15 protein-coding genes are annotated in these 15,903 nt (G+C 68.2%); 6 read left to right on the forward strand and 9 right to left on the reverse strand.

Annotated elements, in window-relative coordinates:
* The first annotated feature begins 13 nt into the window (after positions 1–13).
* The gene (locus tag AC3WLE_RS07895; protein ID WP_013951795.1) at positions 14–988 is read left to right on the forward strand and encodes a Bug family tripartite tricarboxylate transporter substrate binding protein; all 975 of its coding nucleotides are present in this window, start codon (positions 14–16) and stop codon (positions 986–988) included.
* A 20-nt stretch (positions 989–1,008) separates the two neighbouring features.
* Entirely contained in the window at positions 1,009–2,130 is a 1,122-nt protein-coding gene (locus tag AC3WLE_RS07900; RefSeq protein WP_492356796.1) for a CaiB/BaiF CoA transferase family protein, read from the forward strand.
* 73 nt (positions 2,131–2,203) lie between these two features.
* Here AC3WLE_RS07900 and AC3WLE_RS07905 read toward each other — a convergent pair whose 3' ends face one another.
* From AC3WLE_RS07905 to AC3WLE_RS07920, 4 genes are all read right to left on the reverse strand, one after another.
* Entirely contained in the window at positions 2,204–3,913 is a 1,710-nt protein-coding gene (locus tag AC3WLE_RS07905; RefSeq protein ID WP_492319325.1) for a lactate permease LctP family transporter, read from the reverse strand.
* Positions 3,914–4,085: 172 nt separating this feature from the next.
* Complete coding sequence (locus tag AC3WLE_RS07910; RefSeq protein ID WP_492353280.1) at positions 4,086–5,531, reverse strand: LutB/LldF family L-lactate oxidation iron-sulfur protein; 1,446 nt, start codon at positions 5,529–5,531, stop codon at positions 4,086–4,088.
* Positions 5,528–6,229 carry a LutC/YkgG family protein gene (locus tag AC3WLE_RS07915; RefSeq protein ID WP_492319324.1) on the reverse strand — a complete coding sequence of 234 codons (702 nt, stop codon included), beginning with the start codon at positions 6,227–6,229 and terminating at the stop codon, positions 5,528–5,530. The genes AC3WLE_RS07910 and AC3WLE_RS07915 overlap by 4 nt, the downstream gene beginning before the upstream one ends.
* On the reverse strand, positions 6,226–7,008 hold the full coding sequence (locus tag AC3WLE_RS07920) for a (Fe-S)-binding protein (protein WP_492319323.1): 783 nt from the start codon (positions 7,006–7,008) through the stop codon (positions 6,226–6,228). Before AC3WLE_RS07920 ends, AC3WLE_RS07915 begins: the two co-directional genes overlap by 4 nt.
* A gap of 126 nt (positions 7,009–7,134) precedes the next feature.
* Between AC3WLE_RS07920 and AC3WLE_RS07925 the strand changes: the two genes are divergently transcribed.
* Positions 7,135–7,860: a FadR/GntR family transcriptional regulator gene (locus AC3WLE_RS07925; protein ID WP_013951801.1), complete on the forward strand. Its 726-nt coding sequence runs from the start codon at positions 7,135–7,137 to the stop codon at positions 7,858–7,860.
* A 45-nt stretch (positions 7,861–7,905) separates the two neighbouring features.
* Here AC3WLE_RS07925 and AC3WLE_RS07930 read toward each other — a convergent pair whose 3' ends face one another.
* Positions 7,906–8,943, reverse strand: a complete 1,038-nt coding sequence (locus tag AC3WLE_RS07930) for an AI-2E family transporter (RefSeq protein WP_492319322.1) — start codon at positions 8,941–8,943, stop codon at positions 7,906–7,908.
* A 204-nt stretch (positions 8,944–9,147) separates the two neighbouring features.
* Here AC3WLE_RS07930 and AC3WLE_RS07935 point away from each other — a divergent pair, with 204 nt between their 5' ends.
* On the forward strand, positions 9,148–10,530 hold the full coding sequence (locus AC3WLE_RS07935; protein WP_492319321.1) for an ethanolamine ammonia-lyase subunit EutB: 1,383 nt from the start codon (positions 9,148–9,150) through the stop codon (positions 10,528–10,530).
* 10 nt (positions 10,531–10,540) lie between these two features.
* Entirely contained in the window at positions 10,541–11,326 is a 786-nt protein-coding gene (gene eutC / locus AC3WLE_RS07940; RefSeq protein WP_492356795.1) for an ethanolamine ammonia-lyase subunit EutC, read from the forward strand.
* A gap of 100 nt (positions 11,327–11,426) precedes the next feature.
* Here the strand turns inward: eutC and AC3WLE_RS07945 are convergent, their stop codons facing one another.
* From AC3WLE_RS07945 to AC3WLE_RS07955, 3 genes are all read right to left on the reverse strand, one after another.
* Positions 11,427–11,900 (reverse strand): aminoacyl-tRNA deacylase, encoded by a 474-nt coding sequence (locus tag AC3WLE_RS07945; RefSeq protein WP_010814055.1) that lies wholly within the window; start codon positions 11,898–11,900, stop codon positions 11,427–11,429.
* An 82-nt stretch (positions 11,901–11,982) separates the two neighbouring features.
* Positions 11,983–12,912 carry a LysR family transcriptional regulator gene (locus tag AC3WLE_RS07950; protein WP_492319319.1) on the reverse strand — a complete coding sequence of 310 codons (930 nt, stop codon included), beginning with the start codon at positions 12,910–12,912 and terminating at the stop codon, positions 11,983–11,985.
* A 91-nt stretch (positions 12,913–13,003) separates the two neighbouring features.
* Entirely contained in the window at positions 13,004–14,317 is a 1,314-nt protein-coding gene (locus AC3WLE_RS07955) for an MFS family transporter (RefSeq protein ID WP_492356794.1), read from the reverse strand.
* Positions 14,318–14,767: 450 nt separating this feature from the next.
* Here AC3WLE_RS07955 and AC3WLE_RS07960 point away from each other — a divergent pair, with 450 nt between their 5' ends.
* Complete coding sequence (locus AC3WLE_RS07960; RefSeq protein WP_051398545.1) at positions 14,768–15,106, forward strand: hypothetical protein; 339 nt, start codon at positions 14,768–14,770, stop codon at positions 15,104–15,106.
* Positions 15,107–15,129: 23 nt separating this feature from the next.
* Here AC3WLE_RS07960 and AC3WLE_RS07965 read toward each other — a convergent pair whose 3' ends face one another.
* Positions 15,130–15,879, reverse strand: coding sequence for an SDR family oxidoreductase (locus tag AC3WLE_RS07965; RefSeq protein ID WP_492319317.1), 750 nt, complete (start codon positions 15,877–15,879; stop codon positions 15,130–15,132).
* Between the last annotated feature and the right edge of the window lie 24 nt (positions 15,880–15,903).

A 15,903-nucleotide genomic window follows, 5' to 3' on the forward strand; every position in this document is an offset into this window, starting at 1 on the left:
AGGAGACAACGCCATGAAACTCTGGCACCGCGTAGCGGCCATCGCCGCCTGCTCGCTCTGTATTGCCCCCGCCTTCGCGCAGAAGGACTTTCCGTCCAAGCCGATCATGATGGTCGTCACCTACCCGCCGGGCGGCCCCACCGATGCCATGGCGCGCACGCTTGCCGCCGCGCTCAAGACCAGCCTGGGCCAGCCGGTGGTGGTGGAAAACCGTGCCGGCGCCGGCGGCAACATCGGCGCCGAGGTGGTGGCGCGTGCCGAGCCCGACGGCTACACGCTGATGTTCGGCACTTCGGCGCCGCTGGCGATCAACGTCAGCCTGTACCGCAAGATCAACTACGACCCGGTCAAGAGCTTCGCGCCGGTGATCCAGATCGGCCAGCTGCCCAATGTGCTGGTGGTCAACCCGTCCGTGCCGGCGAAGAACGTCACGGAGCTGATCGCCTATGGCAAGGCGCACCCGGGCAAGCTGACCTATGCCTCGTCCGGCAACGGCGCCTCATCGCACCTGGCCGGGGTGCTGTTCAACAACGTCACCGGCACCGATTTCCAGCACATCCCGTACAAGGGCACCGGCCCCGCGCTGAACGACCTGCTGGGCGGGCAGGTCAGCATGACCTTCACCGACGTGCTGACCGCGATGCCCTTCATCAAGAGTGGCAAGGTGCGCGCGCTGGGCGTCACCACCAAGGCGCGCTCGCAGGCGCTGCCGGACGTGCCGACCGTGGCCGAGCAGGGCGTGCCAGGTTTCGATGTATCGGTGTTCTTCGGCGTGGTCGCACCCGCCGGCACGCCGCCCGAAGTGATCGGCAAGCTCAACCGCGCCTTTGCCGATGCGCTCAAGCAGCCCGAGGTGCGCAAGACCCTGCAGGCGCAGGGCCTCGAGTTCGCGCCGTCGACCACGCCCGAGCAGCTTGGCGGCTTCGTCAAGGCCGAGGTCGGCAAGTGGCGCGCCGTGGTGCAGAAGTCCGGCGCCCAGCTCGACTGAACCGCACAGGAAAACCAGCCATGACCCAAACCAGTCCCGGCGCGCTCGCCGGCATCCGCGTGGTCGACCTGTCGCGCATCCTGGGCGGCCCATACTGCGGCCAGATCCTGGGCGACCACGGCGCCGACGTGCTCAAGATCGAACCGCCGCAGGGCGACGACACCCGCACCTGGGGGCCGCCGTTCAAGGACGGCGTGGCCTCTTACTACTCCGGCCTGAACCGCAACAAGCGCGTGATGCGGCTGGACCTGACCGCCGAGGCCGATCGTGAGGTCCTGCTTGCGCTGCTGGCCGAGGCCGACGTGCTGGTCGAGAACTTCAAGACCGGCACCATGGAGAAGTGGGGGCTGGGCTACGATACACTGTCCGCGCGCTTCCCGCGGCTGGTCCATTGCCGCGTGTCCGGCTTCGGCGCCGATGGCCCGCTGGGCGGCCTGCCCGGCTACGACGCCGCCATCCAGGCCATGTCCGGCATCATGAGCATCAACGGCGAGGCCGATGGCGATCCGCTGCGAGTGGGTTTGCCGGTGGTGGACATGGTGACCGGCCTGAACGCCGTGATCGGCGTGCTGCTGGCACTGCGGGAGCGCGCGCGCAGCGGGCGCGGCCAGTTCGTCGAGGCCGCGCTCTATGACTCCGGCCTGTCGCTGCTGCATCCGCATGCGGCCAACTGGTTCATGAGCGGCAAGACGCCGCAGCGCACCGGCAATGCGCATCCCAACATCTACCCGTACGACACGGTGGCGACCGCCACCGACCCGATCTTCCTGGCGGTGGGCAACGACCGGCAGTTCCGCATCTTGTGCGAGCACCTGCGGCTGCCTGCGCTGGCCGATGACGAGCGCTATGCCACCGCGGGCGCGCGCTCGGTGAATCGCGTGGCGCTGAAGGCGGAACTGGAAGCCAGGCTGTGCGAGTTCGATGGCAAGGTGCTCGCCGACGAGCTGGTGGCCGCGGGCGTGCCCTGCGCGCCGGTGCTGTCCGTGGCTGATGCCTTGCAGCATCCGCATACGCAGCACCGCGAGATGGTGGTGGAGATGGAGGGTGGCTACCAAGGGCTGGGTGCGCCGGTCAAGCTGAGCCGGACGCCGGCCACGTACAGGTATGCGCCGCTCACCGAAGGGGACGAGTTCCTGGATTAGACGCGACGTTGCCGCGCGGCAAACGAAAAGGCGGCCATATGGCCGCCGTTCTTCATTGATTCCTGCTACCCCATCACCCCGGGATCATCCCCGGCAACAGGTAAGCCTGCACCACCGTCATGATGCCGATGATCACGGCAAACAGCAGGCTGTGCTTGACCGTGAAGCGGAACAGCTCCGACTCCTTGCCCACCAGCCCGGTCGCCGCGCAGGCCACGGCGATCGATTGCGGCGAGATCATCTTGGCCGTGACGCCGCCGGTGGTGTTGGCGGCGACCAGCAGCGTGTCCGACACGCCGATCTGGTGCGCCGTGGTGTTCTGCAGCGCGCAGAACAGTGCATTGGACGAAGTGTCCGAACCGGTCAGGAACACCCCCAGCCAGCCCAGGAACGGCGAGAAGAACGGGAAGGCCGCGCCGGTGCCGGCCAGCAGCAGCGCCAGTGTCGACGACATGCCGGAGTAGTTGGCGACAAAGGCGAACGCCAGCACCAGGCCGATCGACAGCACTGGGCGGGCCAGTTCCACCAGGGTCTCGGCAAAGGTGGCCAGCAGCGTGCGCGGCTTCATGCGCAGCAGCACCGCCGAGATCAGCGCGGTCAGCAGGATGGCGGTGCCGACGGCGGAGAGCAGGTCGAGCTTCAGCACCGCGTCATAGGCCTTGGGCGTGGCCACGATCGGCGCGGCCTTGATCACCATCTGGTCCAGGCCCGGGATCTTGAACTTCAGCACCGTGCCCGCCAGCGCGCCATTGGCGGCAAACAGCGCCTTGAACGGCTGCAGGCTCCACACCGTGACGATCGCGGTCAGGATGCCGAACGGCGCCCACGCGCGCAGCGTCTGCGCCAGGGTGTAGGGCGAAGCCTTGCGGCTGGACATCGCACCGCCGAAACCGCCGCCGAAACCGCCGCCGAAGCCCGCCAGCGCGACGGTGCCGCCGCTGACATTGCCGGCACGCTGCGACGCGTTGCGCGGTTGCCATACCTTCAGGAACGCGGCCAGCGACACCAGGCTGACCAGCGCCGAGGTGATGTCCGGCAGCTCGGGCCCGATATGGTTGGAGGTGAAGTACTGCGTCACGGCAAAGCTGCCGCCGCACACCAGCGCCGCCGGCCAGGTTTCGCGCACGCCCTTGGCGCCGTCCATCATGAACACCAGCCAGAACGGCACCAGCAGCGACAGCAGCGGCAGCTGGCGTCCGGCCATGGCGCCGATATGGAAAGGATCGATGCCCGTCACCTGTCCGGCCACGATGATGGGGATGCCCATCGCGCCGAATGCCACCGGCGCGGTATTGGCGATCAGGCACAGGCCCGCCGCATACAGCGGGTTGAAGCCCAGGCCCACCAGCAGCGCAGCGGTGATCGCCACCGGCGCGCCGAAGCCCGCCGCGCCTTCCAGGAAGGCGCCGAAGGCAAAGCCGATCAGCAGCATCTGCAGGCGCTGGTCGTCGGTGATCGACAGCACCGAGGCGCGGATCACGTCGAACTGGCCGGTCTTGACCACGATCTTGTAGAGGAACACCGCGGTCACGATGATCCACGCGATCGGCCACAGCCCATAGGCAAAGCCGAAGCCGGCCGAGGCCAGCGCCTGCTGCGCGGGCATGCCGTAGGCGAAGATCGCCACGGCCAGCGCCAATAGCAGCGTCACGGCCGCGGCGACATGGCCCTTCATGCGCCAGACGGCCAGCGCAATGAAGAAGAACAGGATGGGAATGGCTGCCGCCAGCGACGACAGCCACAGGCTGCCCAGCGGTGTATAGATTTGGGTCCAGGGTTGCACGGTTAGTCTCCTGCTTTGGTGGTGTTTCGGGAAATCTCTGTCTTGTTGGTGAGGACTGCGGGCATCCCAATATCGCGGGCCTTGAAACTCCCGCTTGTTCGCTCCCTCTCCCGCTTGCGGGAGAGGGAGCACGCCGGCGGTACGGGAAGGTTTGTGGTGCTGGCCGGCGCTCCTACTCCGGCTGCCCCTTCTCTTTCAGCAAATCCGCCAGGCTCTTCGCCGCCGGCTTCAGCGGCGTGCGGTGCTGCGTCCAGCCCATCTGCTTCGACGGCGTCAGCGCGCGCAGCCGCGTGGCGGCCCAGCGGAACAGCCGGTACGTTGCCGGGTGCGAATACGCGCCGCTCCAGAAGCGCCACACCAGGTGCTCGCCGCGGCTGTACTTGGCGCCCTGGCCGCGCAGCGGGTTGGCGACCTGCTCTTCCGGATCGCGGTTGGCCTCGGTGCGCAGGCGCACCAGCAATTGCGGGATCGGGATGCGCACCGGGCACACTTCGCCGCAGGCGCCGCACAGGCTCGACGCGGTGGCCAGGTCGGCGGTGGCATCCAGCCCCAGCAGGTGCGGCGAGATGATCTTGCCGATGGGGCCGGGATAGGTCGTGCCATAGGCATGGCCGCCGATGCGCGTGTAGACCGGGCAATGGTTCATGCATGCGCCGCAGCGGATGCATTGCAGCGTCGCGCGCAGCTGCGTGTCGGCATAGGCCTGGGTGCGGCCGTTGTCGAGCAGCACCAGGTGGACCTCGCGCGGGCCGTCGCGCTCGCCCGCGCGGCGCGGCCCGGAGATCAGGTTGAAGTAGGTGGTGATGGCCTGCCCGGTGGCCGAGCGCGTCAGCAGCGTGGACAGCGGCACGATGTGTTCCAGCCGGGCCACGACCTTCTCCATGCCCATGATGGCGATATGCACGTCGGGCACGGTGGTGGAAAGCCGGCCGTTGCCTTCGTTCTCCACCAGCCACAGCGTGCCGGTGTCCGCGGCGGCGAAGTTCACGCCGGACAAGCCGATATCCGCGTCGACAAAGGCTTGGCGCAGCGCACGGCGGCCGGCCTGGATCAGCGCATCGACATCCTCGGTATAGGGCGTGTCGGGGATATGCGCCTGGAACAGCTGCGCGATATCGCCCTTGGTCTTGTGGATCGCCGGCATCACGATATGCGAGGGCTTTTCGCCGGCCAGCTGGACGATGTACTCGCCCATGTCCGACTCGATACAGTCCACCCCGCGCTCGGCCAGGTAATGGTTCAGCTCGATCTCCTCGCTGGCCATCGACTTGCCCTTGATCACGCGCTGCGCCTGCTTCGATGCCGCGATGCGGTGGATGATCGCGTTGGCTTCGTCGGCGTTCTCGGCCCAGTGCACCTGCACCCCGGCGGCGGTGAGCTTTGCCTCCAGCTGCACCAGCAGGTCCGGCAGGTTGGCCAGCGCGTGCTGGCGCACCGCCTCGCCCAGGTCGCGCAGGCGCTCCAGCTCATCCGCGTCGGGGAACTGCGCCAGGCGCTTGCCTTGCAGGAAGTCCATCGCGCCGCGAAAGCTCTGGCGCAGCTTGGGATCGTCCAGCGCTTCGCGGGCGCGTGCCTTGAAGTCCTGCGGCGGAACAAAATTCAGTGTGTGCTGGCTCATTGCCCGGCCTCCGCAGTGTCGGTCTCGATCACGACCCACAGCCGGCGCGGACCATGCGCGCCGTAGGCCAGCGTCTGCTGGATGTCGGAGGTCTTGGACGGGCCGGAGATCAGCACCAGGTTGGTCGGCATGCCGTCGGACCAGCGCTCGGTGCGCGCGGCCATATGCAGGTCGGCGTGCAGCGTCGAGGCGCGCACCAGCGCGACATGCAGCGGCGGCACCAGCGACACCGTGCGTGGCGAGCCCGCATCTGGCGCGACCACCAGCGTGCCGGTGGCGGCAATGCCGGAGCGCGACACGGTGAAGCCGGCATCGATGGTGTCGAACAGCTCCGCCTTCCAGGCTTCGATCGGGCGGTCGTAGCCGATGGCTTCGATATGGGCCGGCAAGGCGGCCGCCAGCGCGGCACCGGCCGTGCTGGCGGGATCAAGCAGCAGGCGCTTCACGCCGGCATTGGCCAGCTCAGTGGCCAGCAATGCCGGCCAGGCCGCTTCGCTGGCGCACCAGACCTCGGCATGCAGGCCTTGCAGTGCCGCCTGCATCGCGTCGACCAGTTCGCCAACGGCTGGCGTGCCGTGGCGGCGTGCCTCGAAATGGCCGTCGATGCGGCGGTCGAGTTCCGCTGTGCCTTGGGAAGGCGCAGGCGCGGCGGCGCGCAGCCGGCCGAGCATGCGTTCGCGGGCGCCGGGCGTGCTCATGCGGCACCTCCGCTACGGCGCCACAGGAAGGTGGCCAGGTGCTCCACCTGCAGCGGGGCGCGGTCATGTGCCGCGGTATGGCCGATATTGAGCAGGCAGCCGCAGTCGGCCGAGACCAGCCGGTCGCAGCCGGTGGCGCAGGCCGAGGCCACCTTGTCGCGCACCATGGCGCCGGAGATATCGGGATGCTTGAGCGAGAAGGTGCCGCCGAAGCCGCAGCATTCTGATTCGCGTTCATGCTCCACGCGGGTCACGCCCGGCAGCGCGTCGACCAGGGCCACGCCGTGCTGGCGCGTACCCATTTCTCGACGGGCGCCGCACGAGGTATGCAGCACGATGCGCTCCTGCGGCTGGCCCGCCGCTGCGGCATCGCCAAAGTCCACCTTCAGCACATGCAGCAGGAATTCGCCCAGTTCATAGATGCGTCCGGCCAGTTCCAGTGCCTTGGGGCCGGCCACCGGATCGTCGGCAAAGAGCTGCGGCCAGTGGTGGCGCATCATGCCCGCGCACGAGCCCGATGGCACGATCACCGGCCAGGGCTGGCTGAACAGGTCGAGTTGGGCGCGCGCCACCGCACGGGCCGCGTCGGGGTTGCCGCTGCTGTAGGCGGGCTGGCCGCAGCAACTCTGGCCGCGCGGGAAGTGCACGGTGAGCCCTTCGCGTTCAAGCAGCCGCACGGCGTCGAGGCCGGCCTGCGGCACGAACATGTCGACCAGGCAGGTGGCAAACAGGTAGGCCTGCGTGGGGGCAGGGCCGGTGGGGTACTGACGATCCTTCATGTCTCGCTCCGGACGTGCTGGGGTCGCACGTTTCGGCGCATAATTCCCGCTTCCGCGCGGCGGTACAAATTGGTTGGACCAATCTGCGCAACGACGCGCGCAAGCTCAGGAGCGAGGACACACGGCATGACGGCAGCGGCAGCAAGGCACGGGCGCACCCGTGGGCGCGTGGAGTCGGTCATGCGCCGGATCGAGACCGCGCTGCTCGACGGCACCTGGCCGCCCGGCACGCGGCTGCCGGCCGAGCGGGTGCTGGCCGGGCAATACGAGGTCGCGCGCAACACCGTGCGCGAGGCGATCCAGCGCCTCGCCGCGCGCGGCCTGCTGCAGAGCCGGCGCGGTGCCGGGGTCTACGCCACCGACCAGCTGCGCGCCGGCATTGCCTCGCCCTGGGGCCAGCTGGTGGCCGACCACCCCGCACTGCGCGACGACATCCTGGAGTTCCGCCGCGTGCTGGAGGGCGCGACCGCGTATTTTGCGGCGCTGCGCGCGGATGCCGCTGACGTGAAGCGGATCCGCGCCCTGATGGCCGAGCTGGAACGCGCGCGCGCCGCCGACGACAAGCAGGCAGAGGCCGATGCCGATGCGCAGCTGCACGACGCCATTGCCCAGGCCTCGCACAACACCATGTTCCTGCACCTGCATACCAGCGTGATCGGCATGCTGCGCGAGCACATCACCATCAATGGCACCGGCCTGCGCGAACAGGACGACGGCGCGTCAGACCTGCTGCTGCTGCAGCACCGCACGCTGTGCGATGCGATTTGCGCGCGGCGCCCGGAAGAGGCGCGCACCGCCATGCAGACCCATATCGACTTCGTGCGCAGCCGGGTGGAGCAGGACGGCGCCTGAGCAGGTATTGGTCCTACCAGCGCCGCGGCGAGCCGGCTGCGGCACTCAGATCAGTCCGGCGCCGGCCAGTTCCCGCTTCAGGTAGGCATAGAAGATCGGTCCGGCGATCACGCCCGGGATGCCGAACAGCGTTTCCATCAGCAGCATCACCATCAGCAGTTCCCACGCCGCGGCCTGGATGCGCGCACCGATGATGCGCGCGTTCAGGAAGTACTCCAGCTTGTGGATCACCACCAGGAACACCAGCGACGCCACCGCGATCGGCAGCGACACCGACAGGGAGGCCACCACGATGGCGGTATTGGAAATCAGGTTGCCCAGCACCGGCAGCAGCCCGGCAACGAAGGTGATCACCACCAGCGTCTTGGTCAGCGGCAGGTGCACGCCAAAGAGCGGCAGCACCAGCAGCAGGTAGATCGCCGTCAGCACGGTGTTGATGGTGGAGATCTGGATCTGCGCGAAGATGAACTGCGAGAACGCCTGCTGCAGCGCGCGTGCGCGCGCCACCAGCGCCGCGGCCAGCGGACGGCGATTGGGCCGAACCACCGCGCGATACAGCGCCACCATCGCGCCGATCACCAGCCCGATCAGGATATGCACCAGCGTGCGCAGCACCTCGGCGCCCAGCTTCTGCGCCATCGCGGCATGCTCGCGCAGCGTCTCGATCAGCGTGTTGGCCAGCTCGTCCACGCCCTTGGGCAGCGCATCGCTAAGCCACGGCGGCATCTGCCCGCGCGAGCGGTCGATGATGTCGGCCACATGGTTGAGCAGCCCGTCCAGGGTATTGCCCTCGCCACTGACAAAGCGCACCAGCAGCCAGCCCGCCAGCGTCAGCCCCAGCAGGATCAGCGCCGACAGGATGGCCACGGCCAGGGCGTCGTGGCGCTGGTGCAGGCGCTGCAGGCGCGGCGCCAGCACGTCCACCAGCGAGTACAGCAGCAGCCCGGACAGCAATGCCGCCACCAGGTTGGCGTGGAGCACGGTCCACAGCGCCAGGGCGGTCAGCAGGTAGGCGACGGTGCCGACGCTGTACCACGCGGCCGGCAGCAAGCGCGGGGTGGTGGTCGGGTCGGGGTCTTTCATCGAGGTCTCCGGCATGCAAATTGCTCAAAATTTATTCTGAATTCTCGCCGATCCAGATGTTGTTCCTGAGTCAGGCCGTGTGCGCTGAGGCGATGTTGGCATCACGGCACACGCAAAGGCTGTCTATATTAGGGGGAATCGCGCCCGGCAAGGCGCCCGGCGCACCGCTGTCATCGTTTTCCCCAGAGTCCAGGAACGGAACGCATGGCCTACACCCACACCATCGGCACCCACCGCCACGTCTTTGCCGACCTGCGCACGCTGCTGGCCCGGGCCAGCCCGGCGCGCTCCGGCGACGCGCTGGCGGGCGTTGCCGCGGCCAGCGAGCAGGAGCGGATGGCCGCGCGGCTGGCGCTGGCTGAGGTGCCGCTCAAGCAGTTCCTGACCGAGGCGCTGGTGCCGTACGAGGACGACGAGGTCACGCGCCTGATCCTGGACCGGCATGATGGCGCGGCCTTTGCCGCCATCGGCGCCACTACCGTGGGCGACCTGCGCAACTGGCTGCTGCTGCATGAAACCGACAGCGCCACGCTGGCGCGGGTGGCGCCGGGCATCACCCCGGAGATGGCCGCCGCGGTCAGCAAGCTGATGCGCAACCAGGATCTGGTGGCGGTGGCGCGCAAATGCCAGGTGGTGACGCGCTTTCGCAGCACGGTGGGGCTGCCGGGCCGGCTCTCGGTGCGGCTGCAGCCCAACCACCCGACCGACGATCCCAAGGGCATTGCCGCGTCGATCATCGACGGGCTGCTCTATGGCTGCGGCGATGCCACCATCGGCGTCAACCCGGCTTCGGACAACCTGGGCGCCATCGTCTCGCTGCTGCGCATGATCGACGAGCTGCGCAGCCGCTTCGACATCCCCACGCAATCCTGCGTGCTGACCCACGTCACCAATACCCTGCGCGCGATCGGGCAGGGCGCGCCGGTGGATCTGGTGTTCCAGTCGGTGGCCGGCAGCGAGCGCGCCAACGCGGCCTTCGGCATCAGCCTGGCGCTGCTGGCCGAGGCGCACGACGCCGCGCAGGCGCTGGCGCGCGGCACCGTTGGCGACAACCTGATGTACTTCGAGACCGGGCAGGGCAGCGCACTGTCGGCCAATGCGCACCACGGCGTCGACCAGCAGACCATGGAGGCGCGCGCCTACGCGGTGGCGCGCGCGTTCGCGCCGCTGCTGGTCAATACGGTGGTGGGCTTTATCGGTCCCGAATACCTGTACGACGGCAAGCAGATCATTCGCGCCGGTCTGGAAGACCACTTCTGCGGCAAGCTGATGGGGGTGCCGATGGGCTGCGACGTCTGCTACACCAACCATGCCGAGGCCGACCAGGACGACATGGACACGCTGCTGACGCTGTTCGGCGTGGCCGGCATCAATTTCATCATGGGCGTGCCCGGCGCCGACGACATCATGCTGAACTACCAGAGCACCTCGTTCCACGATGCGCTGTACCTGCGCGAGGTGCTGGGGCTGCGCCCCGCGCCGGAGTTCGAGGCCTGGCTGCAGCGCATGGGCATTGCCGATGCCAGCGGCAGGCTGCTCGAGCCCGCCGCGCGCCAGCCGCTGCTGCAGATGGCCCACAGCCTGTAAGGTGCAGCCGATGACGGACAGACGCCCGCCACCCGCCGATCCCGCCAACGCCGATGCCGACCCGTGGCAACGCCTGCGCCAGTTCACGCGCGCGCGTGTAGCGCTGGGCCGTACCGGCCACAGCCAGACCACCGATGCGGTGCTGGCCTTCGGGCTGGCCCATGCGCAGGCGCGCGATGCGGTGCACCTGCCGCTGGACGTGGGCGCGGTCACCGCGGCGCTGGATGCGGCGGGGGTACAGAACCTCGCCGTGCACAGCGCGGCGCCGGACCGCGCGCACTACCTGCGGCGCCCCGACCTGGGCCGGCGCCTGGACGATGCCAGCCGCGCGCGGCTGGCCGCAGCACGGCCTGGCGAGGCGCCCGATTTGGTGTTCGTGGTTGCCGACGGCCTGTCAGCGCTGGCCACGCAGACGCACGCGCTGCCATTGCTCGATGCCACCCGCCCGCGCCTGCCGCCGACATGGCGCATCGGCCCGGTGGTGGTGGCCGAGCAGTCGCGCGTGGCGCTGGGCGACGAGATCGGCGAGCTGCTGGGCGCGCGCCAGGTGGTGATGCTGATCGGCGAACGGCCGGGCCTGAGTTCGCCCGACAGCCTTGGCATCTACCTGACCCATGCGCCGCGCACGGGCCGCACCGATGCCGAGCGCAACTGCATCTCCAACGTGCGCCCCGAAGGCCTGCCGTATGCGCAGGCCGCCGACCGGCTGGCCTTCCTGCTGCGCGGCGCGGCGGCATTGGGCCGCTCGGGCGTGGACCTGAAGGACGACAGCGTGCCGGCGTTGCCTGAAGGCTGAAACGTCTGCCTCACTCAACCGCCCGCCAGCATGCAAAACGGCCGCCACGCGGGTTCGCAACCCGCGTGGCGGCCGTTCAGTGGCCAATAAAATGCGCCGCTTACATCATGCGGCGCGAAAACTGCCCGTGCCCAGCGTCCGACATCAACTTCGAGAACTGCTCGCCGCTCATGTGCACCAGTTCCTGGTGGTCACCGCCTTCGAAATACACGTCGGGCTGCGCCATCAGGCTGTCGTCCACATAGGTCTGCATGCCGTAGGCCATCGCCACCGGCGGGATCGCGCCGAGGTCGCAATCCTTGAAGATCTCGCGGATCTCGTCCTCATGCGCCAGCACCAGGTTGCGCCCGGTCTGTTCGCAGATGGCGGCCATGTGCAGATGGTGGCTTGAAGGAATCACGGCAGCGACATAGCCGCGGTCATCCTCCAGCAACAGCGTCTTGGCCAGCCGGTCCCCGGGAACATGCGCTGCCTCGGCAGTGGCCATGCTGCTGAGGGTGTAGGGGTGGCGGATGATGTCGTACTGGGTGTTCTTGCTGCTCAGGCAGCTTGCAAGCGTGCTAGCCAGGGCCATGGTAGCTCCTCAGGTGCGGATGCGCCGACGGTTATCCTTGTGCTCCTACTATAGTCCGTGGCGACCACTGCCGAAGGCACCGCTAGCGGTGCAGCCGCGGCCACACTGCCTGCAGCTCGGTTTTCAGGAAGTTCAGCAGGTAGCGCGTGGCCAGCGTCTGGTAGCGGTTGGGCATGGTCAGCATGTAGAGCTTGCTGCCGAACACGCTGATGCGGTAGTCGCACAGCAGCGGCACCAGGGCGCCGCTGTCCAGTTCCGCGCCGATCGCATAGATCGGGAAGATGCCGATGCCGAGGCCCGCCAGCACCGCCTCTTTCAGGAAGGCAAAGTTCTCGGAGGTGAGCGTTGGCTCCAGCACCACCTGCTCACGGATCTCACCGCCGTCGCCGCCGCCACTGTGCCGGATGCCCGTTGCCTTGAGCTTCTGCCCCTCGGGCGACGCGCACACGAACGCATGCCCCTGCAGCTCGGCCAGCGCTTGCGGCGCCAGGTGGCCGGCGAGGTAGGCTGGCGACGCGCACACGATCCAGTCGACTTCGCCGATCTCGGTGGCGACCACTGAATCCGGCGGGGTGGAGATGATGCGCAGGGCCACTTCGACGTCCTCGGACACCAGGTTGTGCACACGGTTGTCGAAGACCACGTCGAGCGTGATGTCGGGATAGCGCTGCTTGAACAGCACCAGCAGCGGCGACAGCAGTGAATGGCCCAGCCCGGTAGGCACCGAGAGCCGCACATGGCCCTTCAGGCTTTTGCCCATATTACTGATCAGTGCATTGGCGGCGGCCACCTCGCCGAGGATGTTGCGGCCGTGCTCGTACAGGCCGGCACCGACCGGAGTCGGCTCGACATGGCGCGTGGTCCGGCGCAGCAGCTGCACACCCAGCTCTTCTTCGAGCGCCTTGAGCCGGTAGCTGACATTGGCGCGCGTCATCTTGAGCTTGCGCGCGGCCGCGCTCAGGTTGCCCGCATCGACGATGTCGACGAACAGGCGCAGGGCGTTCAGGTCCATGGGGTGATCAATGAAAGAGGGGGCGATTACAGCCCCCGTATATTGCCATGCTCTTGGCGGCGTCCCGCGGCATTGCACCGCGGGGTGCGCATCAATGCTCGTGATGCAGGTATCTGGCCTGGCGCGGCAGGCGCAGGCTGACGAAGAAGGCAATCACCATCATCGCCGTCACGTACCAGTAGAACGCGGTCTCGTGGCCTAGCGTCTTCATGCCCAGCGCCACATACTCGGCCGAGCCGCCGAAGATCGCGTTGGCGATGGCATAGGCCAGGCCCACGCCCAGCGCGCGCACCTCGGGCGGGAACATCTCGGCCTTCACGATGCCGCTGATCGAGGTGTAGAAGCTGACGATGGCCAGCGCCACGGCAATCAGCACAAAGGCAAGCTCAGGGCTGCTGACCGTGCCCAGCGCGGTCAGGATCGGCACCGTGCAGAGCGCACCCAGCGCGCCGAACAGCAGCATGTTGGTGCGCCGGCCGATGCGGTCGGAGAGCGCGCCGAACACCGGCTGGATGCACATGTACAGGAACAGGCATCCCGTCATCACATAGCTGGCGGTCTTGATCGACATGCCGGCAGTGTTGACCAGGTACTTCTGCATATACGTGGTGAAGGTGTAGAAGATCAGCGAGCCGCCCGCGGTATAGCCCAGCACGGTGAAGAAGGCGGCCTTGTGGTGGCGGAACAGCGCGGCCACGCTGCCGGCTTCCTTGTTGCCGCGGGTGGCTGCCGACGAGGTCTCGTGCAGCGTGCGGCGCAGGAACAGCGCCACCACCGCGGTGACCGCGCCGACCACGAACGGGATGCGCCAGCCCCAGGCCTTCAGTTCGGACTCGTCCAGCAGCAGCTGCAGGATCACCACCACCAGCACTGCCAGCAACTGGCCGCCGATCAGCGTCACATACTGGAACGACGAGAAGAAGCCGCGCCGGCCGCGCAGCGCCACCTCGCTCATATAGGTGGCGGTGGTGCCGTATTCGCCGCCGACCGACAGGCCCTGCACCAGGCGCGCGAGCAGCAACAGCGCCGGCGCCCAGTTGCCGATGCTGTCATAGGTGGGCAAGCAGGCAATCAGCAGCGAGCCGGCACACATCATGATCACCGAGATCAGCATCGAGTTCTTGCGGCCATGGCGGTCGGCGATGGTGCCGAACAGCCAGCCGCCAATGGGCCGCATCAGGAAGCCGGCGGCAAACACGCCGGCGGTGTTCAGCAGCTGCGCGGTGGGATCGGACTTGGGGAAGAACGACGGCGCGAAGTAGATCGCGCAGAAGGCGTAGACGTAGAAGTCGAACCATTCGACCAGGTTGCCCGACGAGGCGGCGACGATGGCGTAGACGCGCTTGCGCACTTCTTCGCGGCTCGGGGCGGCCGTTTGGGCTGGAGTAGCGGTGAGATCGGTCATGTTGTTGTGTGCAGTCAGGGGCGGCGCAGGGCAGCCGCGGGTCAGGTCGCGCTGCGCAGTGCTGGCGGCAGATGCCGGAAGACATGGCGGCCGCAGGGCACCGGAACGGTGGGGGCGGCAAGGGGAACACGGGGGAAGGCCGGGCGGAAGCCCGTCGGTCTGGGGCGTGAACTGGCGCGCACTGCGGCGCATTTGCCATCGAAGCGTAGCCCGATCCGCCAGACCTGCCCACCCCTTGATATGCTGCAGTGCAGCATGGATCGGCCGGGTCGACGCAGCCATCAGGGTTTGCGGGCGATTGTCCATGTGGCTGGACACTGAATCTGGCTGCGGCCCGTCTGGCGCCCAACCGCAACAGGGTATTGCTTGCGCTGCGGCTTGCAGTGTGCGCGGGGATGGGCAATGATGCGAGCCGGACCTTCAACTGGCCTACTGCGCCCCCCGTTTGCCATGCACCGCTCGTTGCGTCGATGGCTGTGCCTGCCTTTGCTCTTTGCCGGCGCCAGCGCCCCTGCCCAGGACCTGGTCGAATGCAAGCGGATCGAGCACGACCAGCTGATCACCGCCTCGCAGGAAACGCTGCTGTTCCTGCGCTGCCGTGCGCGCCAGGTCGCGTATGAAGCGCCGCGCCTGAAGGGTGTTTCGCAGCGCGTAAAGGACGACCTGGTGTTCGCCTGCCTGGACCAGGCCGACGCCGTGGAGCACCAGCTGCGCGTGCGCCACGGCTACTCGCGCGACACGCTGGCGCGCCAGCGCTGCGAACTGTCCTTGCCGGCGCCCGGGGGCTGACTTCTGGCCCGGCGGGCAACGGCTCAGGCAAAGCCCCCGTTCACCCGCACCACCTGCGCATTGACCCACGCCCCATCCGGCCCGGCCAGGAACGACACTGCCGCGGCAATGTCCTCGGGCGTGCCCAGCCGCTCCAGCGGCGCCACTTTGGACAGCTGCGCCACCTGCTCTTCCGATTTGCCATCGAGGAACAGCTCGGTCGCGACCGGCCCCGGCGCCACCGCGTTGGCGGTGATGCCGCGCCCGCGCAGCTCGTTGGCCAGGACCCGCACCAGCCCTTCCACGCCTGCCTTGGCTGCGATATAGGGACCGTAACCGGGGAAAGAACGCGCGATCACGCTGGTCGACAGCGCGATGATGCGTCCGCCCTGGCCCAGCCGGGCGGCGGCCTCGCCCAGCACCAGGAAAGCGCCGCGCAGGTTGGTGGCGATGGTCTGGTCGAAGGCGTCCAGGCTGGCCGGCGCAACCGGCGCCATCTGCATGATGCCGGCGCTATTGACGACCACGTCGAGCCGGCCGAACGCCCGCTGCGCGGCATCGAACAGCCGTGCCACGTCTGGCGCGTGCGCCACATCGCCCTGGATGGCGATGGCATTGACGCCGGCCTCGCGCACCGCCGCCACTGTCTCTTGGGCCCGGGCGGCGCTGCCGGCGTAGCCAATGGCGACGTCGAAGCCGTCGGCGGCCAGCCGCAGCGCGATGGCGCGGCCGATGCCGCGGGAGGCGCCGGTGACGAGCGCGGCGCGGCGGGAAATAGCTGGGGTGGAGGTCATGGCAGTTTCCTTGGGGAGCAAAGG

This window comes from Cupriavidus sp. FW306-1B-F12B (assembly GCF_058781795.1).